This is a genomic window from Paraburkholderia sp. 35.1 (genome assembly GCF_050436525.1).
GTDB lineage: Bacteria > Pseudomonadota > Gammaproteobacteria > Burkholderiales > Burkholderiaceae > Paraburkholderia > Paraburkholderia tuberum.
This window is the reverse complement of record NZ_JBNDMJ010000003.1, coordinates 3,021,002-3,047,410: the sequence shown is the minus strand read 5'-3', so window position 1 is coordinate 3,047,410 and position 26,409 is coordinate 3,021,002. Positions and strand designations below refer to the sequence as shown.

Here is a 26,409-nt window from a genome sequence, read left to right as displayed (position 1 = left end):
ATTCACGCTGCCTTTTTAGCGCAGCGGCACGCTTATTCCGCAACGCGGCGGCGAAATACGAAAGTGGAGTCGTTCGAGGCTTCGGCACAGAACGCGTAGCCTTCGGTCTCGAAGTCCTTCAACTGCTCGGGACGATCGAGGCGATTTTCCACCGCGAAGCGCGCCATCAAGCCGCGCGCGCGTTTTGCATGGAAGCTGATGATCTTGTAGCGGCCGCCCTTCCAGTCTTCGAACACCGGCGTGACGACCGGCGCGTCGAGCAGCTTCGGCTTGACCGACTTGAAATATTCGCCCGATGCGCAATTGACCAGCACGCGCGAGGTGGCCGCATTCTTCTTCAACTGCGCGTTCAACGCGTGCGTGATCCGCTCGCCCCAGAACGCGTACAGATCCTTGCCGCGCGGGTTGACGAAGCGCGTGCCCATTTCGAGCCGGTACGGCTGCAGCAGATCGAGCGGACGCAGCAGGCCGTAGAGGCCCGACAGCACCCGCACGTGATTCTGCGCATAGTCGAGATCGGCCGACGACAACGTCTTCGCATCGAAACCTTCGTACACGTCGCCGTTGAAAGCGAGCACCGCCTGCTTGGCGTTGTGCATGCCGAATTGCGGCGACCAGTCCGCGTAACGCTGAAAATTGAGGTGCGCGAGCTGATCGGAAATGCTCATCAGCGAAGCGATCTGTTGCGGCGACAAACGGCGCAGGCCGCTGATCAGTTCGGCGGCGTCATCGGCGAAATCGGGGATCGTGTGCTTTTTGACGTGCGGCGGGGTGTCGTAGTCGAGCGATTTCGCCGGCGACAGAACGATTATCATAGAGGCTTGCAGGCACGCCGTGCCTGGCGGTCAAAGACGAAAGCCCGATTGTAACGAATGCCCGGTTCCCTCGCCTCAAGCGGCGCGTTGCGCGTCGTACTCGATTCCAATGTCTGGATCGACATACTCGTATTCGACGACCCTCACACGCGGCCGATCGCCGCCGCGCTCGAAAGCGGCGCGCTCGCCGCGCTGATCGACGCGCGCTGCCTCGCCGAGCTCGCCTACGTGCTCGACTATCCGCAGTTCGCGCACCGCAGTGTCGACAAAGCCGCTGCGCTCGCGGTCGTCGCGCGGCTGGCGCAACTGGTCGAGCCGTGTGAGCCGACCGAGTCCGCCGCCGACGCGCGGCCGCTGCCCCAATGCAAGGATCGCGACGATCAGAAGTTCCTTGAGCTTGCGCATGCGGCGCAGGCCGACTGGCTCGTGTCGAAAGACCGTGCGGTGCTGAAGCTCGCGAAACGGATCGCGCGCGACTTCGGCTTCAGGATCGCGCAACCGGCACCGTTCGTCGCGGCAATCGGCATCGCGCAGAATGCTGGGGGCGAGTTCGGCAACGCGTGAATCCGACCGTCCGTGCGGCGCGTTGAGCCGAGCGCATGTTGAAGGTTCATCGTCAGGCGGCTTCTGACGATCAACGTGACACCCGCGGCGCGCACAGCGTGTCGCGATTCCCTACAATCAGGCTTCGCCCTTCGCAACGACAGTTCGAGAACCGGCCCACCTTATCGCCCTGCTACCCACGACGCCATGAACGCACCGCACGACACGCCCAGGAGCCCCACGTTTCCGTCTCGCCTGCCGAACGTCGGCACGACGATTTTCACCGTGATGAGCGCGCTCGCCGCGGAAAAAGGCGCGGTGAATCTGGGTCAGGGCTTTCCCGACTTCGCCTGCGATCCGCGCATCGTCGACGCGGTCGCGAACGCGATGCGCGACGGTCACAACCAGTATCCGCCGATGGCCGGTGTGCTGCCGCTGCGTCAGGCGATTTCGGACAAGATCGCGAATCTGTACGGCCGCCACTACGACGCCAATAGCGAAATCACCGTGACCGCGGGCGCCACACAGGCGTTGCTGACCGCGATTCTCTGCACTGTCCATCCCGGCGACGAAGTGATCGTGATCGAACCGACCTACGACAGCTATCTGCCGTCGATCGAACTCGCGGGCGGCAAGCCGGTCTTCGTCACGCTCGACGCACCCGACTACGCGATCCCGTTCGACAAGCTCGCCGCCGCGATCACGCCGAAGACGCGGCTCATCATGATCAATACGCCGCACAATCCGACCGGCACCGTGTGGCGCGAACAGGACATGCGCAAGCTCGAGGAGATCGTGCGCGGCACCAACGTGCTGATCCTGTCCGACGAGGTGTACGAGCACATGGTCTACGACGGCGCGCCGCATGAAAGCGTCGCGCGTTATCCGCAACTCGCGCAGCGCAGCTTCGTCGTGTCGAGCTTCGGCAAGACCTACCACGTAACGGGCTGGAAAGTCGGCTATGTGGCCGCGCCCGCCGCGCTGACCGCCGAGTTCCGCAAGGTGCACCAGTTCAACGTGTTCACCGTCAACACACCGATGCAGATCGGCCTCGCCGATTACATGAAAGACCCGGCGCCGTACGTGGAGCTACCGGCGTTCTATCAGCGCAAGCGCGATTTCTTCCACGCGGGCCTCGCGAATTCGCGCTTCAGGCTGCTACCGTGCACGGGCACGTATTTTCAGTGCGTCGACTATTCGGCGATCAGCGACCTGCCCGAAGCCGAATTCGCGCAATGGCTGACCGGCGAAATCGGCGTCGCGGCGATTCCGGTCTCGGCGTTCTATCACGAGGCGCACGAGTCGGGCGTGGTGCGCTTCTGCTTCGCCAAGCAGGAAGGCACGCTCGCTACCGCGCTCGAACGGCTCGCGCGGCTCTAGGATGCCTTGCGCGATGCCACGAACGAACCCACGTTACTTGCCATCGCGCTGCGCGGCACGGGTGTGCGCTTCGCACCCATGCGCGCTTCATGGCACTGCGCTCATTCCCTCAGGACGCACGCGATGCCGCGACACAGGCCTTGCGATCCTCCGTCACGCGCTGCGCAGCCGGCCGCGGGTTGATCGTCTTCACGTAGCGCTTCCAGTCGATCCCCGCTTCGAGCAGAAGATCGCGGCCGTAAATGGTCTGTGTCGCCATACCGACGAGCGGCAGGCTCACGTAGCCGGCGGTATCCGCCACGCTGAATTGCTCGCCGCACAGATACGGCGAGAACTTCGCGATCCGTTTGAAACCGGCGATGTGATGCGTGAGCAGCTTCTCGACGCGCCCTTTCGTCGCGTCGCTGACCGTGCCGCCGAAAAACGCTTCCTTGTACAGATTACGCACTGTCAGCTCGAGATGTACATCGACGAAAAAGATCATTTCGCGTTCCTTGGCGGCCTGCCACGGATCGGCGGAGAAGATCCGCTTGTCGGGAAAACGCGCAGCCAGATATTCGACGATGCACTGCGACTCGCAGAGGTCGCCGTGCTCGGTCTGCAGATATGGCACCTTGCCGAGCGGCGAATGCTCGAGCAGCGCTTCTTCCTGACTCGGCTTCACGAACTGCTCCTCGAACTCGATGCCATGTTCGAGCAGCACGAACTTGACCTTGTTGTAGTAGTTGGACAGCGCAAAACCGCACAGCTTGATCATGGGGTGTCTCCTTGTGTCATGGTGTGTGAGACCGCGCGTCGAGGTTGAAGCAGCGGCTTTCCATCGAATCATCCAAGAAATTGCACGATCGTGCTATTCTAAAATAACCATGGAGTCGGGCATCACAATGAACTCTCGCAATTTCAGCATCGCGACCATCGGCATCGTCGGCACCGGCGCGATGGGCCGCGGTATCGCGCAAATCGCGGCGCTCGCGGGCCTGCGCGTGCGGCTCTACGACACCCACGCGGCCGCCGTCGGCGCCGCGCGCGACTATCTCGCGGAGACTTTCGCCAAATTGACGGCCAAAGGCAAGCTGGAGCAGTCGCGCTCGCTCGCCGCGCTCGCCAACGTGAGCGGCGTGCAGGCGATCAGCGAACTGGTCGGCTGCGATCTCGTCATCGAGGCGATCGTCGAAAAGCTCGAGGTGAAGCAGGCGCTGTTTCGCGAGCTCGAAACCGTGGTCAGCGGCCGCTGCATCCTCGCGTCGAATACGTCGTCGCTGTCGATCACCGCGATTGCCGCGGGCTGCACCGATCCGTCGCGCGTGGTCGGCTATCACTTCTTCAATCCGGTGCCACTGATGAAGGTCGTCGAAGTGATCGACGGCCTGCGCAGCGACCCCGAAGCCGGCGACGCGCTGATGGATCTCGCGCGCCGCATGGGCCACACGCCGGTGCGCGCGAAGGACATGCCGGGTTTCATCGTCAATCACGCGGGCCGCGGCATGAATACCGAGGGCTTGCGTGTGGCGGGCGAAGGCGTCGCGAGCTTTGCGGACATCGACCGCATCATGCGCGAGCAGGCCGGCTTTCGCCTCGGGCCGTTCGAGCTGCTGGACCTGACCGCGCTCGACGTGTCGCATCCGGTGATGGAGTCGATCTATCACCAGTTCTACGAAGAACCGCGTTACACGCCGTCGCCGATCACGGGCACGCGGCTGTCGGGCGGACTGCTCGGCCGCAAGAGCGGCGAAGGTTTCTATCGCTACGTGGACGGCAAGCAGCAGGTTGCCGCCGAAGCGCCCGCGCCGACCACGCTGCCGCAAAGCGTGTGGGTCAGCCAACGCTACCGCGACGCATACGAGGCCGTCGTGCAACTGGTCGGCAAAGCGGGCGTAAAGCTCGACGAAGGCGCGACGCCCGCCGCCGGTTCGCTGATCGTCGTCACGCCGTTTGGCCACGACGCGACCACGGCCGCGGTCGACGAAGCGCTCGACGCGAGCCGCGTCGTCGCCGTCGACGCACTGTTCCCGCTCCTCAGCGCGCAACGCCGCACGCTGATGACCACACCGGCCACGACACGCGCCGCGCGCGAAAGCGCGCATGCGCTGTTCGCCGCCGACGGCATCCCCGTCACCGTGATCCGCGATTCGACCGGCTTCGTCGCGCAGCGGGTGGTCGCGACGATCGTCAACATCGGCTGCGACATCGCGCAGAAGCAGATCGCGACGCCGGAGGACATCGACCTCGCCGTCATGCTCGGCCTCGGCTATCCGCGCGGACCGCTCGCGCTCGGCGACGCGCTCGGCGCCACCACCATTCTCACGATCCTGCGCAACATGCACAGCGTGCTCGGCGAGCCGCGCTACCGTCCGTCGCCATGGCTCGCAAGACGCGCGCAACTCGGCCTCGCGCTCACGCAGCGCGACGCCGCCGACATCCCAACGGAGACCCAATCATGAGCGCCGCCCTGCTCGCTTCACGCCCGGCCAGCAGCGAATCCACGCTGGTCCTCACGCTGTCGAACCCCGGTGCGCGCAACGCGCTGCATCCGGACATGTACGCCGCGGGCATCGAGGCATTCGATACCGTCGAGCGCGATCCGTCGATTCGCGCCGTCGTGATCACCGGCGCCGATAACTTCTTTTGCGCGGGCGGCAACCTGAACCGCCTGCTCGAAAATCGCGCCAAAGATCCCTCCGTGCAAGCCGATAGCATCGACATGCTCGCTCAATGGATTTCGGCACTGCGGCTATCGTCGAAGCCGGTCATTGCCGCGGTGGAAGGCGCGGCGGCAGGCGCCGGATTTTCGCTCGCGCTCGCCTGCGATCTGATCGTCGCCGCGGACAACGCCAAATTCGCGATGTCCTACGCGCGCGTCGGTCTGACGCCCGACGGCGGCGGCTCGTGGTTTCTCGCCGAGGCGCTGCCGCGCCAGCTGGCCACCGAGGTACTGATCGAAGCCAAGCCGATCGGCGCCGCGCGTCTGCACGAACTCGGCGTCGTCAACCGGCTCACCAAAGCCGGCACCGCGCTCGATAACGCGCTCGCCTGGGCCGACGAGCTCGGCGCGATTTCGCCCAATTCGGTCGCGCGCGTCAAGGGGCTGATCGCCGCGGCCGGTACGCAGCCGCTCGCGGATCATCTGGTCGCCGAGCGAGATAACTTCGTCGCGTCGCTGCATCATCGCGACGGTCTCGAAGGCATCACCGCGTTCCTCGAAAAACGAGCGCCGATCTTCAAATAAGCCACAAGAGAGCCGCCCGACATGCCCGACTACCAACTGCCGAAACGGCGCCGCATCTTCCTGATGCGTCACGGCGACGTCACCTACTTCGACGACTCCGGCCGCGCGATCGATCCTGAAACCGTGCCGCTGAACGCGAACGGCCGCGAGCAGGCGAGCGCGGCGGGCCGCGTGTTCGCCGAACAGCAGGTGCGCTTCGACCGCGTGATCGTCAGCGGCTTGCCGCGCACGATCGAAACCGCGCGGTGCGTGCTTGCCGAAACGGGTCAGCAGATCGAGCCCGAAATCGAGCCCGCGTGGCGAGAAATTCGCGGCGGACGGCTCGGCGGCATTCCGCCGAGCGATATCGAGGCCGCGTTTCTCGGCGTGTTCGACGGCATCGTGCCGGAGAGCATGCGCTTTCTCGACGGCGAAACGATCGGCGATCTGTTCGATCGCGTTCTGCCGGCCGTCACGGCGCTGCGCGAAGACACGTCGTGGGACACCGCGTTGCTGGTGCTGCACGGCGGCGTCAATCGCGCGATCCTGTCGCACGCGCTGACGGCCGGCGGCCGCACGTTCTTCGGTCATCTGGCGCAGGCGACCGGCTGCATCAATGCGCTCGACGTCGGCGCCGCGCCGCGCGACTGGGTGCTGCGCATGCTCAACTATTCACCGCCGTCGCCGTTGCATCGCGACGTTCGCAACACCACGATGGAAATGCTCTACGCACAGTTCATCCGATACCAGCGTAGCTGACACCGAACTGGAGGAGACACATGGCGCAAGCCACGCAGACCGGCGAACCGGCACGCAGACAGGACTACTCGGCTTTCGAGGGCACCCGCCCGGTCAACGAGCGGCAACGCTTCGACAACGACGCGCTCGCCGCGTGGCTGGCCGGACATGTCGGCGGATTCGAGGGGCCGCTCACGCTCGAGCAATTCGCGGGCGGACAATCCAATCCCACGTTCAAGCTGATCACGCCGTCGCGCGCGTACGTGATGCGCGCGAAGCCCGGACCCGCGGCGAAGCTGCTGCCGTCCGCGCATGCGATCGAACGCGAATACCGCGTGATGCACGCGCTCGCCGACACCGACGTGCCGGTCGCACGCATGCTCGCGCTGTGCGAGGACGAAAGCGTGATCGGTCGCGCGTTCTACGTGATGGAGTTCGTGGAAGGTCGCGTGCTGTGGGATCAATCGCTGCCCGGCATGACGCCCACCGAGCGTGCGGCGATCTACGACGAAATGAATCGCGTGATCGCGGCGTTGCACAGTGTCGACGTCGCCGCCGCCGGCCTCGCCGACTACGGTAAGCCAGGCAATTACTTCGCGCGCCAGATCGGCCGCTGGAGCAAGCAGTATCTGGCGTCCGAGACCGAGCCGATCGACGCGATGCACCGGCTGATCGACTGGCTGCCGCAGCATATGCCGGCGGAGACGAACGAGCGCGTGTCGGTCGTGCATGGCGACTACCGGCTCGACAATCTGATTTTCGATCGCAACGAGCCGCGCGTGCTCGCGGTGCTCGACTGGGAACTGTCGACGCTCGGCGATCCGCTCGCCGACTTTGCTTACCACTGCATGGCGTGGCATGTCGACCCCACGCAGTTCCGCGGCATCGCGGGACTCGATTGGGCCGCGCTCGGCATTCCCGATGAAGCGCGGTACGTCGAGCGCTATTGCCAACGCACCGGTTTCGAGATTCGTGGCGACTGGAATTTCTATCTGGCCTACAACATGTTCCGCATCGCAGCGATCCTGCAAGGGATCATGAAGCGCGTCGTCGACGGTACCGCATCGAACGCGCAGGCGCTCGACGCCGGCCGGCGCGCGAAGCCGATGGCCGAACTCGCCTGGCGCTATGCGCAGAAGGTTCTCTAGACACAAGGGCGCGCCCTGCTCCCCATCATTCGCAGTCCGTTACCCGCGAGGTCCAAGATGAATTTCGATTACACCCCGAAGGTCCAGGCGTTGCGCGAAAAGCTGCTCGCCTTTTTCGACGAGCACATTTACCCGAACGAACAGGCGTTCTATGCGGAGATCGCGCGCAACCGCCAGAACGGCAACGCGTGGGTGCCGACCGAACTGGTCGAGCAACTCAAGCAGAAGGCGCGCGACGCCGGTCTATGGAATCTGTTCCTGCCGCAATCGGAGCGCGGCGCGGGCCTGACGAATCTCGAATACGCGCCGCTGTGCGAGATCATGGGCCGCGTGCCGTGGGCGCCGGAAGTGTTCAACTGCAACGCGCCGGACACCGGCAACATGGAGACGATCGAGCGCTACGGCAGCGAAGAGAACAAGCGCGAGTGGCTCGAACCGCTGCTGCAGGGACAGATCCGTTCGGCGTTTCTGATGACGGAGCCAGAGGTCGCGTCGTCGGATGCGACGAACATCCAGACCAGCATCGTGCGCGATGGCGACCATTACGTGATCAACGGTCACAAGTGGTGGTCGTCGGGCGCGGGCGATCCGCGCTGCAAGGTCTATATCGTGATGGGCAAGACCGATCCCGACGCGCCGCGCCATCAGCAGCAGTCGATGATCCTCGTGCCCGCCGACGCCACCGGCATCACCGTGCATCGCCCGCTCACGGTGTTCGGTTACGACGACGCGCCGCACGGCCACATGGAGATCACACTCGACAACGTGCGCGTGCCCGCTACCAGCATGCTGCTCGGCGAAGGCCGCGGCTTCGAGATCGCGCAAGGCCGTCTCGGCCCGGGACGCATCCACCACTGCATGCGCCTGATCGGTCTCGCCGAACGCGCGCTCGAATTGATGGCGAAGCGCTCGCTGCAGCGTGTCGCGTTCGGCAAGCCGGTGGCGTCGCAAGGGGTCACGCAGGAGCGTCTTGCCGAGGCGCGCTGCATGATCGAGCAGGCGCGTCTGCTCACGCTGAAGACCGCGTACATGATGGATGCCGTCGGCAACAAGGGCGCGCGCGGCGAGATCGCGATGATCAAGGTGGTCGCGCCGAACATGGCGTGTCAGGTGATCGATTGGGCGATTCAGGCGCATGGCGGCGGCGGCGTCAGCGACGATTTTCCGCTCGCGTATGCCTATGCGTCGGCGCGCACGCTGCGTTTCGCCGACGGCCCCGACGAAGTGCATCGCAACGCGATCGCCAAGCTCGAACTTGCGCGTCATATGGATGCGGGCGCGGCGGCTCGCGTTGACATGCCGGTCACACGCGTTTAAGTGCTTCGGCTCGGTGTGAGCGTGGGGACTGAGCCCGCGGCAAGCAGCGTCGCGCGATCTATGCTCTAATTTTCGGCAACGGCGGCGCCCTCTTTGCGGCGCCGCTTCGACGAACAAAGGAGCCAGGATGATCGACGTCTATAGCTGGGCGACCCCGAACGGCCACAAGATTCATATCATGCTCGAGGAAACAGGCCTACCCTACAACGTGCATGCCGTGAACATCGGTGCCGGCGACCAGTTCAAGCCGGAATTTCTCGCCATCAGTCCCAACAACAAGATTCCCGCGATCGTCGATTCCGAAGGTCCGAAAGGCGCCGACGGCCGGCCTTTCGCGCTATTCGAATCGGGCGCGATCCTGATTTATCTGGCCGAGAAAACCGGCAAGTTTCTACCGAGCGATCCGGCCGCGCGCTACGCGGCACTGCAATGGCTGATGTTCCAGATGGGCGGCCTCGGTCCGATGCTGGGGCAAACGCATCACTTCCGCGTGTATGCACCCGAGCAGATCGAATACGCGGTCAATCGCTACACCAATGAGGCGCGACGTCTGTACGGCGTGATGGACACGCAACTCGGCAAGACGCGTTACCTGGCCGGCAATGACTATACGATCGCGGACATCGCCGCGTTTCCGTGGACCCGTTCGTGGAAAAACCAGGGCATCGAGCTCGATACGTTGCCGAACGTGAAACGCTGGCATGAAGAGATCGCTGCGCGGCCGGCGGTGGTGCGCGGCGTCGACGTGCTGGCGTCGGCGCGCGCGCCGCTGATGGACGACAAGGCGAAAGAGATCCTGTTTGGCGCGACGCAGTACGCGAAACACTAGTTTCGGCCGTCTCGCTGACGCGGCTCGACACAAACAGAAAGCGCGAGCGGCATGCCTGCCGGCTCGCGCTTTTTCATTTCGTCTGCGAAGGGAAAACGCTAGAAATAATGCCGCGTGATGAACTCCGCGACGCACACCGGTCGTTCGCTGCCCTGACGCTCCAGCATCACGTTCCACGCGAGTTGCACGCCGCTGTTGTCGACGTCGGTCACCGACTCGACGGCGAACTTCCCGCGCAGCGACGACCCCACGAGTACCGGCGACATGAAACGCACGCGGTTCAAGCCATAGTTGACTCCCATGCGCTGCTCGATCTTCACCGTTTTGCCGAGCAAAGCCGGAATCAGCGACAGCGTCAAAAACCCATGCGCGACCGGGCCGCCAAACGGCGATTCGCGTTTGGCCCGCTCGGGATCGATGTGAATCCACTGATGATCGCCGGTTGCCTCGGCGAAACGGTTGACCCTCTCCTGATCGACGCTCAGCCATTCGCTGACGAGCGGCTCGGCGCCGATGAGCGCGCGCAAAGCACCCGCATTGTCGAAAGCGACTAGCGTCGCCGCGCTCGCCGTCATGCCGCCGCTCCCGGATTGCGCAGGCCGAACATGCCGTTCGAGCGCACGGTGATCACCGTTTCGCCGTGCTGATTGATGCCCTCCCAGCGTGTCGACACGATGCCGCGATCCGGCTTGCTCTGCGACACGCGCTTGTCGACGATGACGTTCATCATTGTGATCGTGTCGCCGACTCGTACCGGCTTGAGCCAGCGGATCTCGTCGATCCCGGGCGAACCCATCGATGTCGAATCCGCCAGTACCTTGCGCACGAGCATGCCCATCATTACCGAGCAGGTGTGCCAACCACTCGCGACGAGGCCGCGGAATGGCGATTCGGCCGCGGCGGCTTCGTCGAGATGAAACGGCTGCGGATCGAACTTCTGCGCGAACTCGACAATCTCCTCGCGCGTGAACATGTGCTTGCCGATTTCGCGGCTCGAGCCCACTTCCATGTCTTCGAAACTGATTTTCATCGTGCACCTCCTTTGTCCGGTGGAACGGCCCGATCAGTCTTCGGCGACCGCAAATCCGGGCAGCGTGGCAAACCGCGCGAGATGATGATCGACGTCGCCAAGCGTGGTCTCGATGATCGCGAGGCGCTTGAACAGATGCGCGGCCGCCACTTCGTTCGTGACACCCATGCCGCCGTGCAACTGCACCGCCTGTTGACCAACGAAACGCGCGGCCTGGCCGACCCGAACTTTTGCCGCGGAGATCGCTCGACGGCGCTCGTTCGCGTCTTCACTCGCGTAGCGCATCGCAGCCAGATACGTGATCGAGCGCGCCTGCTCCGCGTGGATCAGCATCTCGACCATGCGATGCTGCAACGCCTGGAAACGCGCGATCGGCTGGCCGAACTGCTGGCGCGTTTTGGTGTACTCGACGGTGGCGTGATTGAGCGCGTCGAGCGCGCCGAGCGCTTCCGCGCACAGCAGCAGCGTGCCGTAGTCGGCGATCTGCTCGAGGGTTGCCGCCCCCCCGTGTTCGCCGGCGAGCCGGCGCGCGGGCGTGCCATTGAATTCGAGCGTCGCGGCGCGTTGACCGTCGATCGTGCGGTACTCGGTGAGCGTGACGCCGGCCGCGTCACGCGCGACGACAAAGAGTGCGATCTCGCCATCGAGGCGCGCCGGCACGATCCAGTGGTCCGCCTGCGCGCCGTGCAGCACGACCGATTTGGTGCCGCTCAGCGCGTGCTGCGCACCCTGCCCGCTCGCGGTCGTCGCGACGTCGAACAGATCGTAGCGCGCATGCGGCTCGTGAAACGCCACGGCCAGCCTGGCTTCGCCCTGGGCCGCCCGTTCGAGCAGCGCGGCATCTTCGCCGTCGCCGGTGCCGGCAAGGCGCAGCGCTTCGATGCCGACCGCGGTCGCCCAAAACGGCTCGACGACGAGCGCGCGGCCGAGCTCCTGCATGACCACGAGCATGTCGATCGGACCACCGTTGAAGCCGCCGTGCGTTTCGGGCACCGGCAACGCGGTCAGCCCCAGTTCGGTGAATGCGGCCCAGTGCACAGCCGATACGCCCGCCTCCGAGCGCACGATCTGCTGGCGCGCTTCGAAGCCGTAGCTCCTGTCGAGATAGCGGCGCAGCGCATCGGCAAATTGCTGTTGTTCGTCGTTGAAAGTGAAGTCCATGCGCCGCCCCTCAAAGTCCGAGAATCATCTGCGCGATGATGTTCTTTTGAATTTCGTTCGAGCCGCCGTAAATCGACGTCTTGCGGAAGTTGAAGTAGTACGCGGCAAGCGGCGCGGCATCGTCGTCGCCGGCAAGACTGTGCTCGCGTTCGCCTTCGAGGAACGGCACGTCGAACGGCGCGGCCAGCGGGCCGATTGCTTCGAACATCAGCTCGGTGAGCCCCTGTTGCACTTCCGTGCCCTTGATCTTCAGCATCGACGCTTCCGGGCCCGGGCCGCGACCGCCCGCCTCGTTGGCTACCACCCGTTGCACGGTGACTTCCAGCGCCATCAACTCGATTTCGAGACTCGCTACCTTCGCCGCAAATACCGGATCGTGCAGCAGCGGCTTGCCGTTCTTTTTCTGATTCAGCGCGACACGCTTCAGAAACGCCAGCTCACGCTTCGACGCTCCGACTCGCGCAATGCCGGTACGCTCGTGGCCGAGCAGATATTTCGCGTACGTCCAGCCGCGATTTTCTTCGCCGACGAGATTGTCGACCGGCACTTTGACGTCCTCGAAGAACACCTCGTTGACTTCGTGATCTTCGTCGAGCGTGATGATGGGCCGCACCGTGATGCCCGGGGTTTTCATATCGATCAGCAGGAACGAGATGCCCTCCTGCTTTTTGGCGCCGCTGTCGGTGCGCACGAGGCAGAACATCATGTCGGCGTGCTGGCCGAGCGTGGTCCAGGTCTTCTGGCCGTTGACCACGTAATGATCACCGACGCGCTCCGCGCGGGTGCGCAGCGACGCAAGGTCGGAGCCCGATCCCGGTTCCGAGTAGCCCTGACACCACCAGTCCGTGCCGTCGAGGATACGCGGCAGATAGTGGCGCTTCTGCGCCTCGTTACCGTACTTCATCAGCACCGGCGCAACCATCGACACACCGAAAGGCAGCACGGAAGGTGCGCCGATACGCGCGCACTCTTCTTCCCAGATATGTCGTTGCGTCGCGTCCCAGCCGGGGCCGCCGTATTCGCGCGGCCACGCGACTGCCGACCAGCCTCGCGTGCCGAGCAGCCTGTGCCAGCTTGCGAAGTCTTCGCGGGAAAGCCGTTTGTGATTGAGAACCTTGTCGCTCAGCTCGCGAGGCAGATTTGCTTCGAGCCAGGCGCGGATGTCGGCGCGGAACGCGTCTTCAGCGGGGGAATAGTCCAGATTCATGCGTAGTGTCTCCTGGCCGCCACCGCCCGGCCGCCTGGAGCCACCGCGCTATTGCAGTGGTTCCTTCAGCGCAGCTGGGACCGGCAGCGGCATCACTTCGATGCCTTCCTCGACCAAGGCACGCGCATCCTCCGGTGTCGTGACACCGCGAATACTGCGCACAGGCGCTTCGTTGTAGTGAATGCGTCGTGCTTCCTCGGCGAAGCGGTCGCCCACGTTCTCCGTCTTCTCCAGTACCTCGCGCAGCGCGCGCATCAGGTGCGCCTGCATTTGCTCCACGCCCGCCGGCGCCTTGGAGTCGGTCGCGCCCGACAGATTCAGACGCGGTGCCGAAGGCAAACGGCTCACCTCGTTCGCGCCGCAGATCGGACATTCGACGAGCTTGCGGGACTGCTGCGACTCGAAGTCATCGGTCGAAGCGAACCAGCCTTCAAACCGATGGCCATGCGGACACTGTAAATCGAGGACCTTCATGTGGAATCAGGGCTTGCGTGCCAGTTTAGCGCAAAATGGAAATTTGTGAACGATCGTTCGCAAAGCTTTAGAGCCGACGCGCAAGCGTCAGCGGCCGCAAGGGAATATGACGCGGGTGGGCGATTTTAACGCTTTACGGCAGGTGCTGCCGAAGGCGGCCCGGCTAGTAAGCGGTGCCACATCTGCTCCGCTCTACGGCCCGCTTGCGGCGCACTGCTACGCCACGAGATTGCTCAGTTGACGGCTCACACGCGGTTCAATCTGACGGGCCTCCTTCGTCAGATTGATCTGCTTCGCGAGTTTTGCGACATCCGCCACACCGACCTCAATCTCGTACCCGCCGCGCGCGGTCAGCCATTCGAGCACGTCCGCCAGATGCCAGACCGACGCACTGCCTTCGTGGACCGGTGACGGGAAGTCGATTGCGTTGTTCAGCATCAGCTTGCGCATGTTTTGCCGCGACACGCCGGCCACCTCGGCCACGTCGGTCAGCCCTACGAAGTCAGGTCCCGCCTCGACCAGCCGCGCGGACGGCACCGCACCTTTCACGTCCTTGAGCGCGCTGGTGACAGCCGCGAGCGCGCTCGCGCCTTCACGGGTGAAAAGCAGCCCGAGGCGGCCGGGTTGCCCGACGCCAATCGTGGCGTCGTCGCACCCCGCTTCGCCCAACCGCTCGACGATTGCGTCTGCATCGCATTCTTCCGCGGCGAGGCGGTATTTCAACGTGAACACATATTCCATACGTTACTCCTGTCTTCGTTGAGCCCAGGTTGTTGCGATTCCTGCTTGATACCTGCTTGATACCTGCGTGATACCTACGAACCCACTAGCGCCGTGCCGTGCAGTTGCCGACGATGCGCCGCAAGTGCCTGGCGTGATTGCCGGCATTCTTCGGCGTACTCCAGACGCTCGATATACAGAACTCCCCGCAACGACATTCGGCGTCTCTGTACGGGCAATGGATTTTTCCCCACGCATGACCTCTTCCGCCGTCCTGAACGCGCCAGCCGTGCTGCTCCGCGTATGCCAATGCGGCCTCGATCTCTTTCTTCATGTGCCTTGCTCGAACCATCGAGACCTCCAATTTAGTCGCTCCAGCACAGGTTGTCAATTGACAACCTGTGCTGGAGCAGAAATGAGATCACTGCGATCTTTAACCTCAGTCATCCAAAACAGAATCGACGACGAATTCGGTGATCGAGAGGTTCATATTAGCCGGCCGCCGGCGCCACGACGAGCTAGCCAGATGGCATAGGAGACGGCTTATTTTTCGAGCCAGAAAGAAACCGCGAAGCCAATGAAAAGCCCCTGCCGGTCATCGACCAACAGGGGCTCCGTTCACCTGCAACGCGGATCAGCTACCGGGCAGACGCGAACTTATACCGTTTCGGGCGCCTCGGTCGGCCACGTACCCGACAGCACTTTCTCGAGCCAGAAGGTACCGATAATCGTCTTCACATCGGTGATCTTGCCCGTGCGCACCCACTCGGATACCTGCTCCACGGTCGCGGTGAAAGGTTCGAGAAACTCGCCTTCATCGAGGTTGCGCTCACCCGCGGTCAAGCCCCGCGCGAGATAGATATCAATGAATTCGGTCGAGTAAGAAATGATCGGGTGAATCCGAGTCAGGTACACGTACTCGCGCGCGGTATAGCCGGTTTCCTCGCGCAGTTCCCGGACCGCGCAGGCCAGCGCGCCCTCGTTCGGGTCGAGCTTGCCGGCCGGATATTCGACCATCACCTTGCCCATCGGATAGCGATACTGACTTTCGAGCAGCACGCGAGCGTCGTCGAACAAGGGGATCACCATGACGGCGCCCGGATGCTGAACGTATTCGCGCGTTGCCTGTTTGCCGTCGGGCAGTCGGACCGTATCGTACTTGACCGTCATGAACGGTCCTTGATGGACCGTCTTGCTGTCGATACAAGTCTCGGTTAGCGCGGCGTCGTGATTGGGAAGCTCAGCCATGTGCGGACCTCAGAACAAGCCAGGCGCGCGCGACGGCGGGACGCCGTCAGCGGCGTTTGACGAGATATTGGAAGGTAAAGCCGGGGAAAGCGAACACGACGAACAGCGCGAACGTGATCGCGTAGAACTGCCAGCCCTGCTCGAAGCGATTTCCCGCGCGCGCTTCGAGCAAAAAGCCCAGCGCGCCGACCACGAAATACAGCACGATCAATTCGGCAATCCGGAGCCAGGCGCTTTTCTTCGCCGCTTTCAACGGCACCGCGGCGAAGAGGCGCTGATTCAGGAACGGCAGGTTGGCGCCGACCAGCGCCAACAGCACGATAAACCAGCCCGCAGCGGACATCAGAGCAGCAGCGTGTGCTGGATCGCCTGCAAGCAGGCGCGCAACAGCGGATCCGGCACGATACCGAGCACCAGCACGGCGACGCCGTTCAACGCGAGCAACGCGCGCGTGCTCGTGTCCGCCAGGATCGGCGACTTGTCTTGCGGCTCGTCGAAGTACATCAGCTTGACGATACGCAGGTAGTAGAACGCGCCGAACAGCGACGTGATCACGGCGAGCACGGTGAGCCAGGTCAGGCCGGCGTTCATCGTCGCTTGCAGCACGGCGAGCTTCGCATAGAAGCCGACTGCCGGCGGAATACCCGCGAGCGAGAACATCATGATCATCATCACGAACGCAAATACCGCGCTGCGCTGATTGAGGCCCTTGAAGTCCTCCAGCGTGTCCGCTTCGAAGTCGCGGCGCGCGAGCAGCATGATGACGCCGAAGGTGCCGAGCGTCGTGATCAGGTAGACGATGCTGTAGAACATCGCCGAGCCGTACGCGTTCGCGGCGCCCGTGGTCTTCTGGTCGACCACGCCGGCGAGCAGGCCGAGCAGCACGAAGCCCATGTTCGAGATCGCCGAATACGCGAGCATCCGCTTGACGTTGCGCTGCACGATCCCGGTGATGTTGCCGACGATCAACGACAGCGCCGCCAGAATCACCAGCATCTGCTGCCATTCGACCGCCAGCGGCAGCAGGCCCATCACGAGGAAACGCAGACCCCACGCGAACGCCGCGACCTTCGGGCCGCCGCCGACGATGAGCGTCATCGCCGTCGGTGCGCCCTGGTACACGTCAGGCACCCACATATGGAACGGCACCGCACCCATCTTGAACGCCACGCCCGCCACGATGAAGATGACGCCGAACAGCAGCACGGTCGGATCGTAGTGGCTCGTGCTGATCGCCTTGAACACTTCGTTCAGGTCGAGCGAGCCGGTCGCGCCATACAGCATCGAAACACCGTATAGCAGGAAGCCGGAAGCCAGCGCGCCGAGCACGTAGTACTTCATCGCCGCTTCGTTCGACGACGCCACTTCGCGACGCAGCGCGATCACCGCGTACAGCGATAGCGACATCAGTTCCAGACCGAGATACAGCGTCAGGAAGTTATTGCCCGAGATCATCACGATCTGGCCGAGCAGCGAGAACATGCCGAGCAGGAAGAAGTCGCCGCGGAACAGGCTACGGTCTTCGAGGTAGCGACGCGAATAAACGATCGTCACCGCATAGCCGAGCGACACCACTGCCTTCATCACATTGGCGAACGGATCGACCACGTACATGTGATCGAAGAAGTAATGCACTTGCGGGTCGAACGCATTGATCGCGAACCAGATCCCGGCGACGAGCGTCGAGAAGAACGCGATGAAATACGTGGTACGGCGACCCTCCTGGCCGACGAACGTGTCGTTGAGCCACGCGATGACAATGGCGGACATCACCAGTGCGTCGGGCAACAGAGCAGTCATAGGGGCGTTTTGCATGGTCTTAAATTCCTCCGCTCGTCGTTACTGAGGCAACGGCAGCTTCGATTGGGCAACGTGGGAGAGGAGGTTTTCCACGGATACGTGCATCACATCGGTAAAGGGCTTCGGGTACAGGCCCATGAACAGCGTCAGTGCGGCGAGCACAGCCAGCATGAAAAACTCGCGACGGTCGATGTCGAGCAGGTTCTTCACATGGTCGTTCGCGACCGCGCCGAAGTACACGCGCTTGTACATCCACAGCGTGTAGGCCGCGCCGAGAATCAGCGTGACTGCCGCGCCGCTCGCGATCCAGAAGTTGTACTGGACGGAAGCCAGAATCACCATGAATTCGCCGACGAAACCGGAAGTGCCCGGCAAGCCGCAATTCGCCATCGCGAACAGCATCACGAACGCCGCGAACTTCGGCATCACGTTGACGACGCCGCCGTAATCGGCGATCTGACGCGAGTGCATGCGGTCGTACAGTACGCCGATGCACAGGAACATCGCGCCCGACACGAAACCGTGCGAGATCATCTGCACGATCGCGCCTTCCGCGCCGAGCTGATTGAAGATAAAGAAGCCGAGCGTGACAAAGCCCATGTGCGCGATCGACGAATACGCGACCAGTTTCTTCATGTCGGCCTGCACCATCGCGACGAGACCGATGTAGATCACCGCGATCAGCGACAGCGTGATGACGACCGGTGCGAGGAAATGGCTCGCATCAGGCGTGATCGGCAGCGAGAAGCGCAGGAAACCGTACGCACCGAGCTTCAGCATGATCGCGGCCAGCACGACCGAGCCGCCGGTCGGCGCTTCCACGTGCGCGTCCGGCAACCACGTGTGCACCGGCCACATCGGCACCTTCACCGCGAAGGCCAGGAAAAACGCGATAAACAGTAGCACCTGCGGCGTCATCGCTATCTGCGCGTGCTGCCACGTGGCGATGTCGAACGAGCCGGTCTGGTTGTACAGATAGATCAGCGCAACCAGCATCAGCAGCGAGCCCGCCAGCGTGTACAGGAAGAACTTGAATGCCGCGTACACGCGGTTCGCCCCGCCCCACACGCCGATGATGATGTACATCGGGATCAGTGTCGCTTCGAAGAACACGTAGAACAACAGGCCGTCGGCCGCGCTGAACACGCCGACCATGATGCCCGACAGGATCAGGAAGGCCGCGAGGTACTGGCCGACGTTCTTCGTGATCACTTCCCACGCCGCGATCACGACGATCACCGTGATCAACGCGGTCAACGCAACGAACCACATCGAAATGCCGTCCACGCCGAGGTGATACGTGATGTGGAAGCGCTCGATCCAGTTCGCCTGCTCGACGAACTGCAACTCGGCGGTGCTCGAATCGAAGCTGGTGATCAGTGGCAGCGTGACGAGGAAGCTCAGAACCGAGCCGATCAGCGAAATCCAGCGCGCGGGGGCGGGGTTCTCGTCGTTGCCGATCGCGAGGACCAGCAGACCGAAGAAGATCGGCAACCAGATCGCGATGCTCAGAATCGGATAAGCGTGCATGGGTGTCCCTCGCCTTTATTTGCCGCCGAGCGTTACGAACAGGGTCAGGAGCCCCAGCATGCCGATGATCATGGCGAACGCGTAGTGGTAGATGTAGCCGGATTGGAGGAAGCGGATCACGCTCGCGAACCAGCCGATAAAGCGTGCGCTGCCGTTGACGATGCCGTCGATCACGACCACGTCGCCTTCCTTCCACAGACCCCGGCCAATGGCCACCGCGCCTCGCGCAAACACGACTTCGTTGATCTTGTCCATGTAGTACTTGTTATCGAGCAACGTGTAGATCGGGCCGAATGCGCGCTTGACGACAGCGGGCAGATCCGGACGGACCAGATACAGAAACCATGCGACCACCACGCCTGCGAGCGCGAGCCAAACAGGCAGGCCCGACACCGAGTGCAGACCCATCGACGCCCAGCCGTGGAATTCTTCGGTCATCTCATGCAGCGCCGGATGGTTCTCGCCGATGTAGATCACCTTGTCGAACGCGACGCCGTGCTGGAAGAAGTCGCCGAACAGCATCGGACCGACGCCGATCGCGCCGATCACGACCGACGGAATCGCCAGCAGCACGAGCGGCACCCACACGACCCACGGCGTTTCGTGCGGCTCGTGAGCGTGGTCGTCGTGACCATGACCATGGTCGTCGTGGCCGTGCGCGTCATGCCCATGCGACTCGGCCTCCGCGCCCATCGGCGATTCCGGGTGCTTCGGATTGCGGAAGCGCTCCTCACCGTGGAACACCATGAAATACATACGGAACGAATACAACGCGGTCACGAACACGCTTGCGACCACCGCGAAGTATGCGAAACCCGAGCCCGGCAGATGCGACAGTTTCACCGCGTCGATGATCGAGTCTTTCGAGTAGAAGCCCGAAAAGAACGGCGTGCCGATCAGCGCGAGCGAACCGATCAGCGACGTGATCCACGTAATCGGCATGTACTTGCGCAGGCCGCCCATGTTGCGCATGTCCTGATCGTGATGCATGCCGATGATCACCGAACCCGCGCCGAGGAACAGCAGCGCCTTGAAGAACGCGTGCGTCATCAGGTGAAACACGGCGACCGAATATGCCGACGCGCCGAGCGCGACCGTCATGTAACCGAGCTGCGACAGGGTGGAATAAGCGATCACACGCTTGATGTCGTTCTGGACGATCCCGAGGAAACCCATGAACAGCGCGGTAATCGCACCGATAACCATGACGAACGACAGCGCCGTATCCGACAGTTCGAAGAGCGGCGACATGCGCGTGACCATGAAGATACCGGCCGTCACCATGGTCGCCGCGTGAATCAGCGCGGAGATCGGCGTCGGGCCTTCCATCGAGTCCGGCAGCCACACGTGCAGCGGGAACTGAGCCGACTTACCCATCGCGCCGATGAACAGGCAGATGCAAGCCACCGTCAGCAGGCCCCAGTCGGTACCCGGGAAGTTCAGCGCCGCGAGTTCGGTACGCTTCGCGAAGACTTCGCCGTAGTTCATCGAGCCGGCGAACGCGAACAGCAAACCGATGCCGAGCAGGAAACCGAAGTCGCCGACGCGATTCACGATGAACGCCTTCATGTTCGCGTAGATCGCACTCTCACGCTTGAAGTAGAAGCCGATCAGCAGGTACGACATGAGACCCACCGCTTCCCAGCCGAAGAACAGCTGCAGGAAGTTGTTGCTCATCACGAGCATCAGCATCGAGAACGTGAACAGCGAGATGTACGAGAAGAAGCGCTGGTAGCCGTCGTCGTCGGCCATGTAGCCGATCGTGTAGATATGCACCATCAGCGACACGAAGTTCACCACGCAGATCATCATCGCGGTCAGCGAGTCGACCAGAAAACCGACTTCGAGCTGGGTCTTGCCGATTGACATCCATTGATAAATGGTCGCGTTGAAGCTCGCGCCGTCCATCACCTGGAAAAAGACCATGACCGACAGGATGAACGAAATCGCGACGCCGAGGATCGTGACCGAATGCGCACCCGCCCGCCCTATCGCCTTGCCGAACAGCCCCGCAATCAGGGAACCAGCGAGCGGTGCCAGCGGAATTGCCAACAGCAGGTTTTCATTGAGTATCGTGGACATAACCGCTTTTCCTGAAATTAACCTTTGAGCTGATCGAGATCCTCGACATTGATCGTGTCGAGACTACGGAACAGGGTCACCAGAATTGCGAGACCGATCGCCGCTTCGGCTGCCGCAACCGTCAGCACGAAGAAGACGAAAATCTGGCCATGCACGTCGCCCAGGTAGTGCGAGAACGCGATGAAATTGGTGTTCACCGCGAGCAGCATCAGTTCGATCGCCATCAGGATGATGATGACGTTGCGGCGGTTCAGGAAAATGCCGACGATGCTGATCGCAAACAGGATCGCGCCGAGGACAAGGTAATGGGCAAGGGTCAACATGATTTCTATCTCCTGTCCGCTCAGCTGTTCTTGGCCGGCGCCGAGTCGGCTGCTGCTGCTGCTGCCGCGGCAGCCGCTTGTTCCGCAGCGAGGGTCGCCGCGGTTTTCTCTGACGGCATCTTCACAACGCGCACGCGGTCCTGCACGCGCACCTTGACCTGTGCGCTGACGTTCTGACGCTTGCTGTCCTTCTTGTGGCTCGTGGTCAGCGCGATCGCCGCGATGATGGCAACTAGCAGGATCAGGCCGGCAATTTCGAACGCGAAGATGTAGTCGGTATAGATGACCTTGCCGATCAGGCGCGTGTTCGACCAGTCGCCCATGCCAGCGGCGGCCGCGGCCGTGTCGTGCAGCGCCGTGGTGGTCGCGCCGTAGCCGTGCCACAGGATCAGCGCGGTTTCGATCACGATGATCGCGCCCACCGCCGAGGCCATCGGCACGAAGCGTTTGAAGTCCTTGCGCAGCACGTCGAGATTGACGTCCAGCATCATCACGACGAACAGGAACAGCACCATCACCGCGCCGACGTAGACCAGCACCAGCAGGATCGCGAGGAACTCGGCCTCCAGCAGCATCCAGATCGCCGCTGCGTTGAAGAACGCCAGCACGAGAAACAGTGCGGACGACACCGGGTTGCGCGAGGTGATCACCTTCAGCCCTGAAACCACCAGGAGCAGCGCGAAGATGTAGAACAGTACGGTCGTGAATTCCATGATTACCGGTTCATCGTTAGGCCATCGTCAGGCATTGTTCTTTGGCACCCGTGGCTGGCAAAAGCGGACGAAACCGCCAGAACCGCCACACAGGTGCACCGTGCCGCGGCGTTCAGGCCGCGGCGGTCGGCCCGACAGCAGGCCGTGTTACTGCTTTTACTGCCGCATTTGCTGCAAGCGGGAAAACGCTTCAACGATACGGTGCGTCGGCTGCCTTGTTGGCGGCGATTTCTGCTTCGTAACGATCGCCAACGGCCAGCAGCATTTCCTTCGTGAAGTAAAGGTCGCCGCGCTTCTCGCCGTGATACTCGAGAATGTGCGTCTCGACGATCGAATCGACCGGGCAGCTTTCTTCGCAGAAACCGCAGAAGATGCACTTGGTCAGGTCGATGTCGTAGCGCGTCGTGCGGCGCGTGTTGTCCGCGCGCGTTTCCGATTCGATTGTGATCGCGAGCGCCGGGCACACTGCTTCGCACAGCTTGCACGCGATGCAGCGCTCTTCGCCGTTTTCATAGCGGCGCAGCGCATGCAGACCGCGGAAACGCGGCGAGATCGGGGTCTTCTCTTCCGGGAACTGCACGGTGATCTTGCGCTGGAACGCGTAGCGTCCGGTCAGCGCGAGGCCTTTCAGCAGTTCCGTGAGGAAGAAAGTCTTGAAGAAGTTTTGGATTGCGGTCATAGGTTCGTCCGCCCTTTATTTCCAGATGTTCAACGGCGACATGATCCAGAAGCCGACCACCACGAGCCACACCACGCAGACCGGAATGAAAATCTTCCAGCCGAGACGCATGATCTGGTCATAGCGGTAGCGCGGGAACGTGGCACGCGCCCAGATGAACACCGACAACAGGAAGAAAACCTTGGCGACGAGCCAGACGATGCCCGGGATGAACGACAGGAACCCGAACGGGGCGCTCCAGCCGCCGAGGAACAGTGTTGCAGCCAATGCCGAGATCACGATCATGTTGATGTACTCGGCGAGGAAGAACAGCGCGAACGCCATACCCGAGTAATCGATCATGTGGCCCGCGACGATTTCCGATTCGCCCTCCACCACGTCGAACGGGTGGCGGTTCGTTTCGGCGATGCCCGAGATGAAGTACACGACGAACATCGGCAGCAGCGGCAGCCAGTTCCAGGACAGGAAGTTCAGGCCGTGCGAGGCGAAGAAGCCCTGCTCCTGCGAGCCGACGATGCCCGACAGGTTCAGCGTGCCGGCCGTCATCAGCACGACCACCAGCGCGAAGCCCATCGAGATTTCGTACGAGACCATCTGCGCGGCGGCGCGCATCGCGCCGAGGAACGCGTACTTCGAGTTCGACGCCCAGCCGGCCAGAATCACGCCATACACGCCGATCGACGAGATCGCCATCGCGTATAGCAGACCCGCGTTGATGTCACCGAGCACCGCGCCCGCCTGGAAAGGAATCACCGCCCAGACCGCGAAGGCCGGCACCACCACCATGATCGGCGCGATCATGTAGATCCAGCGGCTTGCCTGAGCGGGCTGGATCACTTCCTTCAGCAGCAGTTTCAGCACGTCGGCGATCGGCTGCAAGAGCCCGGCGGGACCGACGCGGTTCGGACCGAGACGCACATGCATCCAGCCGATCAGCTTGCGCTCCCACAGGATCAGGTAAGCGACGCACAGCAGGATCGCGACGGCCACCACCAGGATGCGCACGAGCGCCCACACCGTGGGCCATGCCACACCGAGAAGTTGGGCGCCGCCCGAGTTGATCGTATCGAACAAGCTCATTTACGCCTTCTCCACCACCAGTTCACCGAACAGGCTGCCCAGCGCTGCACCGGCAGGCGTAGCCGCCGATACGCGGACGACTGTCTCCGCAAGATTCGCATCGCGCACGGCCGGCAACTGCACCGCTTGCTCGCCCTGACGAACGCGCACCGCGTCGCCCTCTTTCAAACCCAGTTTGTCGAACAGCGCAGCCGGCAGGCCGACCGAATTCGCCGTACGGGCCGCCGCGGTCAGATGCAGCGACTCCGCGCGACGCACGAGCGCATCGGCATGATAGATCGGCACGTTCGCGAGACGCTCGAACTTGCCTTCCGCCGCCTTCACGGCCTGGCCGCGCGTCACCGCGACGCTGGTGCGGTTCGATAGACGCGACTTCAGCTCGCCGTCGCCGAGCGCGGCCGCACGCACTTCTTCGACCGTGTCGTATTCGAAGCCCGACGCACCGAGCAGGCTGCCCAGCACGCGCAACACCTTCCAGGCCGGACGCGTGTCGCCGAGCGGACGCACGACGCCGTTGAACGCCTGCACCGTGCCTTCAGCGTTGACGAACGTACCGCCCGATTCGGTGAATGGCGCGATCGGCAGCAGCACGTCGGCATAGTCGGCGCCGGTCTGGAACGGCGACATCACGACGACCATTTCGGCCTGCTTCAGCGCCGCAAGCGCCCGCGCCGGATTGGCCGTGTCGAATTCCGGCTCGAGATTCAACAGCAGATAGCCCTTGCGCGGCTGCTCGAACACTTCGCGCGCGTTCAGACCGCCTTCGCCCGGCAGCGCGTTCACGAGGTGCGCGCCGACCGTATTGGCCGCTTCGGTCAGGAAACCGAGCGTTGCACCGGTTGCCTCGGCAATCCATTGCGCCGCGGCGTGGATCGCCGCGAAGTCCGGATGACGGACCGCTTCGTTACCGAGCAGCACGACGCGGCGCTCGCCGGTAGTCAGCGATTTCGCTATCTGCTTGTGCGCGTCCGTCGGCTGCGTGCCCGCGAATGCTTCCGGCAGCGCGACGCCCTTCGCTTCGCCCACCGCGCCGGCGATGCCTGCCAACACCTCGAGCCATGCCGACGGCGCCGCGACCACGCGTTGCGCCTGAGGGATCATCGCGTCGTCGTTGGTGGCCTGGAGCAGCGTAAGTGCCGAACCGCCTCGTGCGACCTGGCGCAAACGCGCGGCGAGCAGCGGATGGTCACGGCGCAGATCCGAGCCGATCACGAGCGCCGCATCGACGTTCGACAGATCGGCGATCGTGCCGCCGAGCCACGGCGCGCCAGTAACGGGCGCCGAGAAATCCGACTGACGCAGACGGAAGTCGACGTTCGGCGTGCCGACCGCTTGCGCGATCTGCTTCAACAGGAACAGTTCTTCGACGGTGCTGTGCGCGCTCGACAGTGCGGCAAGCGCGTTCGCGCCATGGTCACTCTTGATGCCCTTCAGACCCTTGACCACGTATTCGAGCGCGGTCTGCCAGTCGGTTTCGACCCACTGGCCGCCTTGCTTGAGCATCGGTTTGGTCAGACGCTCGGGGCTGTTCAGGCCTTCGTACGAGAAGCGGTCCTTGTCCGAGATCCAGCACTCGTTGATCGCTTCGTTTTCGAACGGCAGAACGCGCATCACGCGATTGTTCTTCACCTGCACGATGAGGTTCGCACCGACGGAATCGTGCGGGCTCACCGACTTGCGGCGTGACAGCTCCCACGTACGGGCGCTGTAGCGGAACGGCTTGCTCGTGAGCGCGCCGACCGGGCACAGGTCGATCATGTTGCCCGACAGCTCGGAGTCGACCGTCTTGCCGACGAACGATGTGATTTCCGCATGCTCGCCACGGCCCAGCATGCCGAGTTCCATCACCCCGGCGATTTCCTGGCCGAAGCGAACGCAACGCGTGCAGTGAATGCAGCGCGACATCTCTTCCATCGAGATCAGCGGACCCACGTTCTTGTGGAACACCACGCGCTTTTCTTCGCTATAGCGTGACGACGACTTGCCGTAACCAACGGCCAGATCCTGCAACTGGCATTCGCCACCCTGATCGCAGATCGGGCAGTCGAGCGGATGGTTGATCAGCAGGAATTCCATCACGGCTTGCTGGCCCTTCACCGCCTTGTCCGACCTGGTGCGCACGATCATGCCAGCCGACACCGGGGTCGCGCACGCGGGCACGGCCTTCGGCATCTTCTCGACATCGACCAGACACATCCGGCAGTTGGCCGCAATCGACAGCTTCTTGTGATAGCAGAAGTGAGGAATGTAGGTGTCGACCTTATGCGCAGCCTGGATCACCATGCTGCCTTCAGGCACCTCGACTTTCTTGCCGTCTATTTCCAGTTCAACCATGATGGTCAATCTTCCTTAACCTGTTACCGCTCAATCGTTCGCCTGCTCATCGC

At 62.9% G+C, this 26,409-nt stretch carries 27 protein-coding genes; 8 read left to right on the top strand and 19 right to left on the bottom strand.

Going from position 1 to position 26,409, the window contains the following annotated elements; all coding sequences use genetic code 11:
• Positions 1 to 32: 32 nt before the first annotated feature.
• The gene (gene yaaA, locus OKW27_RS34205; protein ID WP_429336049.1) at positions 33 to 815 is read right to left on the bottom strand and encodes a peroxide stress protein YaaA; all 783 of its coding nucleotides are present in this window, start codon (positions 813 to 815) and stop codon (positions 33 to 35) included.
• A gap of 57 nt (positions 816 to 872) precedes the next feature.
• Here yaaA and OKW27_RS34200 point away from each other — a divergent pair, with 57 nt between their 5' ends.
• On the top strand, positions 873 to 1,379 hold the full coding sequence (locus OKW27_RS34200; protein ID WP_429336048.1) for a putative toxin-antitoxin system toxin component, PIN family: 507 nt from the start codon (positions 873 to 875) through the stop codon (positions 1,377 to 1,379).
• Between the two features lie 186 nt (positions 1,380 to 1,565).
• A complete protein-coding gene (locus OKW27_RS34195) occupies positions 1,566 to 2,738 on the top strand; it encodes a pyridoxal phosphate-dependent aminotransferase (RefSeq protein ID WP_429336047.1) in 1,173 nt (390 codons plus the stop codon).
• 109 nt (positions 2,739 to 2,847) lie between these two features.
• Here OKW27_RS34195 and OKW27_RS34190 read toward each other — a convergent pair whose 3' ends face one another.
• Positions 2,848 to 3,495 carry a glutathione S-transferase family protein gene (locus OKW27_RS34190; RefSeq protein ID WP_187610954.1) on the bottom strand — a complete coding sequence of 216 codons (648 nt, stop codon included), beginning with the start codon at positions 3,493 to 3,495 and terminating at the stop codon, positions 2,848 to 2,850.
• A gap of 127 nt (positions 3,496 to 3,622) precedes the next feature.
• Here OKW27_RS34190 and OKW27_RS34185 point away from each other — a divergent pair, with 127 nt between their 5' ends.
• The 6 genes from OKW27_RS34185 (at position 3,623) to OKW27_RS34160 (ending at position 9,975) form a co-directional block, all read left to right on the top strand.
• Positions 3,623 to 5,179 carry a 3-hydroxyacyl-CoA dehydrogenase gene (locus OKW27_RS34185; RefSeq protein ID WP_429336046.1) on the top strand — a complete coding sequence of 519 codons (1,557 nt, stop codon included), beginning with the start codon at positions 3,623 to 3,625 and terminating at the stop codon, positions 5,177 to 5,179.
• The gene (locus OKW27_RS34180; RefSeq protein WP_429336045.1) at positions 5,176 to 5,964 is read left to right on the top strand and encodes an oxepin-CoA hydrolase, alternative type; all 789 of its coding nucleotides are present in this window, start codon (positions 5,176 to 5,178) and stop codon (positions 5,962 to 5,964) included. Before OKW27_RS34185 ends, OKW27_RS34180 begins: the two co-directional genes overlap by 4 nt.
• A gap of 21 nt (positions 5,965 to 5,985) precedes the next feature.
• A complete protein-coding gene (locus tag OKW27_RS34175) occupies positions 5,986 to 6,702 on the top strand; it encodes a histidine phosphatase family protein (protein ID WP_429336044.1) in 717 nt (238 codons plus the stop codon).
• A gap of 20 nt (positions 6,703 to 6,722) precedes the next feature.
• The gene (locus OKW27_RS34170; protein WP_429336043.1) at positions 6,723 to 7,829 is read left to right on the top strand and encodes a phosphotransferase; all 1,107 of its coding nucleotides are present in this window, start codon (positions 6,723 to 6,725) and stop codon (positions 7,827 to 7,829) included.
• A gap of 57 nt (positions 7,830 to 7,886) precedes the next feature.
• A complete protein-coding gene (locus OKW27_RS34165) occupies positions 7,887 to 9,146 on the top strand; it encodes an acyl-CoA dehydrogenase family protein (protein WP_429336042.1) in 1,260 nt (419 codons plus the stop codon).
• Positions 9,147 to 9,273: 127 nt separating this feature from the next.
• Positions 9,274 to 9,975, top strand: coding sequence for a glutathione binding-like protein (locus tag OKW27_RS34160; RefSeq protein ID WP_018420032.1), 702 nt, complete (start codon positions 9,274 to 9,276; stop codon positions 9,973 to 9,975).
• 98 nt (positions 9,976 to 10,073) lie between these two features.
• Here OKW27_RS34160 and OKW27_RS34155 read toward each other — a convergent pair whose 3' ends face one another.
• The 17 genes from OKW27_RS34155 to nuoG all read right to left on the bottom strand — a co-directional run bounded on the left by OKW27_RS34155 (position 10,074) and on the right by nuoG (position 26,356).
• Positions 10,074 to 10,550: a MaoC family dehydratase gene (locus OKW27_RS34155; RefSeq protein WP_429336041.1), complete on the bottom strand. Its 477-nt coding sequence runs from the start codon at positions 10,548 to 10,550 to the stop codon at positions 10,074 to 10,076.
• Positions 10,547 to 11,005, bottom strand: coding sequence for a MaoC family dehydratase (locus tag OKW27_RS34150; protein ID WP_090803790.1), 459 nt, complete (start codon positions 11,003 to 11,005; stop codon positions 10,547 to 10,549). Before OKW27_RS34150 ends, OKW27_RS34155 begins: the two co-directional genes overlap by 4 nt.
• A gap of 33 nt (positions 11,006 to 11,038) precedes the next feature.
• The gene (locus tag OKW27_RS34145) at positions 11,039 to 12,166 is read right to left on the bottom strand and encodes an acyl-CoA dehydrogenase family protein (RefSeq protein ID WP_429336040.1); all 1,128 of its coding nucleotides are present in this window, start codon (positions 12,164 to 12,166) and stop codon (positions 11,039 to 11,041) included.
• 10 nt (positions 12,167 to 12,176) lie between these two features.
• On the bottom strand, positions 12,177 to 13,373 hold the full coding sequence (locus tag OKW27_RS34140) for an acyl-CoA dehydrogenase family protein (RefSeq protein WP_090803787.1): 1,197 nt from the start codon (positions 13,371 to 13,373) through the stop codon (positions 12,177 to 12,179).
• A 48-nt stretch (positions 13,374 to 13,421) separates the two neighbouring features.
• Complete coding sequence (locus tag OKW27_RS34135) at positions 13,422 to 13,847, bottom strand: DUF1178 family protein (RefSeq protein ID WP_184072125.1); 426 nt, start codon at positions 13,845 to 13,847, stop codon at positions 13,422 to 13,424.
• A 216-nt stretch (positions 13,848 to 14,063) separates the two neighbouring features.
• Complete coding sequence (locus OKW27_RS34130) at positions 14,064 to 14,588, bottom strand: helix-turn-helix transcriptional regulator (RefSeq protein WP_429336039.1); 525 nt, start codon at positions 14,586 to 14,588, stop codon at positions 14,064 to 14,066.
• An 85-nt stretch (positions 14,589 to 14,673) separates the two neighbouring features.
• A complete protein-coding gene (locus tag OKW27_RS34125; RefSeq protein WP_090805657.1) occupies positions 14,674 to 14,919 on the bottom strand; it encodes a hypothetical protein in 246 nt (81 codons plus the stop codon).
• Positions 14,920 to 15,224: 305 nt separating this feature from the next.
• Positions 15,225 to 15,815: an NUDIX domain-containing protein gene (locus OKW27_RS34120; RefSeq protein WP_429336038.1), complete on the bottom strand. Its 591-nt coding sequence runs from the start codon at positions 15,813 to 15,815 to the stop codon at positions 15,225 to 15,227.
• A gap of 46 nt (positions 15,816 to 15,861) precedes the next feature.
• Complete coding sequence (locus OKW27_RS34115) at positions 15,862 to 16,158, bottom strand: DUF2818 family protein (protein ID WP_018420024.1); 297 nt, start codon at positions 16,156 to 16,158, stop codon at positions 15,862 to 15,864.
• Complete coding sequence (gene nuoN / locus OKW27_RS34110; protein ID WP_090803780.1) at positions 16,158 to 17,630, bottom strand: NADH-quinone oxidoreductase subunit NuoN; 1,473 nt, start codon at positions 17,628 to 17,630, stop codon at positions 16,158 to 16,160. Before nuoN ends, OKW27_RS34115 begins: the two co-directional genes overlap by 1 nt.
• Positions 17,631 to 17,654: 24 nt before the next feature.
• Positions 17,655 to 19,145 carry an NADH-quinone oxidoreductase subunit M gene (locus OKW27_RS34105; RefSeq protein WP_090803779.1) on the bottom strand — a complete coding sequence of 497 codons (1,491 nt, stop codon included), beginning with the start codon at positions 19,143 to 19,145 and terminating at the stop codon, positions 17,655 to 17,657.
• Between the two features lie 15 nt (positions 19,146 to 19,160).
• Positions 19,161 to 21,227 (bottom strand): NADH-quinone oxidoreductase subunit L, encoded by a 2,067-nt coding sequence (nuoL, locus tag OKW27_RS34100; RefSeq protein WP_429336037.1) that lies wholly within the window; start codon positions 21,225 to 21,227, stop codon positions 19,161 to 19,163.
• 17 nt (positions 21,228 to 21,244) lie between these two features.
• Positions 21,245 to 21,550 (bottom strand): NADH-quinone oxidoreductase subunit NuoK, encoded by a 306-nt coding sequence (gene nuoK, locus OKW27_RS34095; protein ID WP_187610965.1) that lies wholly within the window; start codon positions 21,548 to 21,550, stop codon positions 21,245 to 21,247.
• A 20-nt stretch (positions 21,551 to 21,570) separates the two neighbouring features.
• A complete protein-coding gene (locus tag OKW27_RS34090; protein WP_090803774.1) occupies positions 21,571 to 22,263 on the bottom strand; it encodes an NADH-quinone oxidoreductase subunit J in 693 nt (230 codons plus the stop codon).
• Positions 22,264 to 22,453: 190 nt separating this feature from the next.
• Positions 22,454 to 22,942 (bottom strand): NADH-quinone oxidoreductase subunit NuoI, encoded by a 489-nt coding sequence (gene nuoI / locus OKW27_RS34085; RefSeq protein WP_090803773.1) that lies wholly within the window; start codon positions 22,940 to 22,942, stop codon positions 22,454 to 22,456.
• 15 nt (positions 22,943 to 22,957) lie between these two features.
• Positions 22,958 to 24,022, bottom strand: a complete 1,065-nt coding sequence (gene nuoH / locus OKW27_RS34080) for an NADH-quinone oxidoreductase subunit NuoH (protein ID WP_187610967.1) — start codon at positions 24,020 to 24,022, stop codon at positions 22,958 to 22,960.
• The gene (gene nuoG, locus OKW27_RS34075; protein ID WP_429336036.1) at positions 24,023 to 26,356 is read right to left on the bottom strand and encodes an NADH-quinone oxidoreductase subunit NuoG; all 2,334 of its coding nucleotides are present in this window, start codon (positions 26,354 to 26,356) and stop codon (positions 24,023 to 24,025) included.
• Between the last annotated feature and the right edge of the window lie 53 nt (positions 26,357 to 26,409).

Excerpts from the sequence above, each read along its gene's own strand:
- nuoK (WP_187610965.1), bottom strand. The coding sequence starts at position 21,550 with ATGTTGACCCTTGCCCATTACCTTGTCCTCGGCGCGATCCTGTTTGCG.
- OKW27_RS34140 (WP_090803787.1), bottom strand. The coding sequence starts at position 13,373 with ATGAATCTGGACTATTCCCCCGCTGAAGACGCGTTCCGCGCCGACATC.
- OKW27_RS34105 (WP_090803779.1), bottom strand. The coding sequence starts at position 19,145 with ATGCACGCTTATCCGATTCTGAGCATCGCGATCTGGTTGCCGATCTTC.
- OKW27_RS34200 (WP_429336048.1), top strand. The coding sequence starts at position 873 with ATGCCCGGTTCCCTCGCCTCAAGCGGCGCGTTGCGCGTCGTACTCGAT.
- OKW27_RS34150 (WP_090803790.1), bottom strand. The coding sequence starts at position 11,005 with ATGAAAATCAGTTTCGAAGACATGGAAGTGGGCTCGAGCCGCGAAATC.
- OKW27_RS34170 (WP_429336043.1), top strand. The coding sequence starts at position 6,723 with ATGGCGCAAGCCACGCAGACCGGCGAACCGGCACGCAGACAGGACTAC.
- OKW27_RS34155 (WP_429336041.1), bottom strand. The coding sequence starts at position 10,550 with ATGACGGCGAGCGCGGCGACGCTAGTCGCTTTCGACAATGCGGGTGCT.
- nuoG (WP_429336036.1), bottom strand. The coding sequence starts at position 26,356 with ATGGTTGAACTGGAAATAGACGGCAAGAAAGTCGAGGTGCCTGAAGGC.
- OKW27_RS34180 (WP_429336045.1), top strand. The coding sequence starts at position 5,176 with ATGAGCGCCGCCCTGCTCGCTTCACGCCCGGCCAGCAGCGAATCCACG.
- OKW27_RS34190 (WP_187610954.1), bottom strand. The coding sequence starts at position 3,495 with ATGATCAAGCTGTGCGGTTTTGCGCTGTCCAACTACTACAACAAGGTC.
- nuoN (WP_090803780.1), bottom strand. The coding sequence starts at position 17,630 with ATGCAAAACGCCCCTATGACTGCTCTGTTGCCCGACGCACTGGTGATG.
- OKW27_RS34135 (WP_184072125.1), bottom strand. The coding sequence starts at position 13,847 with ATGAAGGTCCTCGATTTACAGTGTCCGCATGGCCATCGGTTTGAAGGC.
- yaaA (WP_429336049.1), bottom strand. The coding sequence starts at position 815 with ATGATAATCGTTCTGTCGCCGGCGAAATCGCTCGACTACGACACCCCG.
- OKW27_RS34185 (WP_429336046.1), top strand. The coding sequence starts at position 3,623 with ATGAACTCTCGCAATTTCAGCATCGCGACCATCGGCATCGTCGGCACC.
- OKW27_RS34160 (WP_018420032.1), top strand. The coding sequence starts at position 9,274 with ATGATCGACGTCTATAGCTGGGCGACCCCGAACGGCCACAAGATTCAT.
- OKW27_RS34145 (WP_429336040.1), bottom strand. The coding sequence starts at position 12,166 with ATGGACTTCACTTTCAACGACGAACAACAGCAATTTGCCGATGCGCTG.
- OKW27_RS34090 (WP_090803774.1), bottom strand. The coding sequence starts at position 22,263 with ATGGAATTCACGACCGTACTGTTCTACATCTTCGCGCTGCTCCTGGTG.
- nuoI (WP_090803773.1), bottom strand. The coding sequence starts at position 22,942 with ATGACCGCAATCCAAAACTTCTTCAAGACTTTCTTCCTCACGGAACTG.
- OKW27_RS34165 (WP_429336042.1), top strand. The coding sequence starts at position 7,887 with ATGAATTTCGATTACACCCCGAAGGTCCAGGCGTTGCGCGAAAAGCTG.
- OKW27_RS34195 (WP_429336047.1), top strand. The coding sequence starts at position 1,566 with ATGAACGCACCGCACGACACGCCCAGGAGCCCCACGTTTCCGTCTCGC.
- OKW27_RS34125 (WP_090805657.1), bottom strand. The coding sequence starts at position 14,919 with ATGGTTCGAGCAAGGCACATGAAGAAAGAGATCGAGGCCGCATTGGCA.
- OKW27_RS34115 (WP_018420024.1), bottom strand. The coding sequence starts at position 16,158 with ATGTCCGCTGCGGGCTGGTTTATCGTGCTGTTGGCGCTGGTCGGCGCC.
- nuoL (WP_429336037.1), bottom strand. The coding sequence starts at position 21,227 with ATGTCCACGATACTCAATGAAAACCTGCTGTTGGCAATTCCGCTGGCA.
- OKW27_RS34120 (WP_429336038.1), bottom strand. The coding sequence starts at position 15,815 with ATGGCTGAGCTTCCCAATCACGACGCCGCGCTAACCGAGACTTGTATC.
- OKW27_RS34130 (WP_429336039.1), bottom strand. The coding sequence starts at position 14,588 with ATGGAATATGTGTTCACGTTGAAATACCGCCTCGCCGCGGAAGAATGC.
- nuoH (WP_187610967.1), bottom strand. The coding sequence starts at position 24,022 with ATGAGCTTGTTCGATACGATCAACTCGGGCGGCGCCCAACTTCTCGGT.
- OKW27_RS34175 (WP_429336044.1), top strand. The coding sequence starts at position 5,986 with ATGCCCGACTACCAACTGCCGAAACGGCGCCGCATCTTCCTGATGCGT.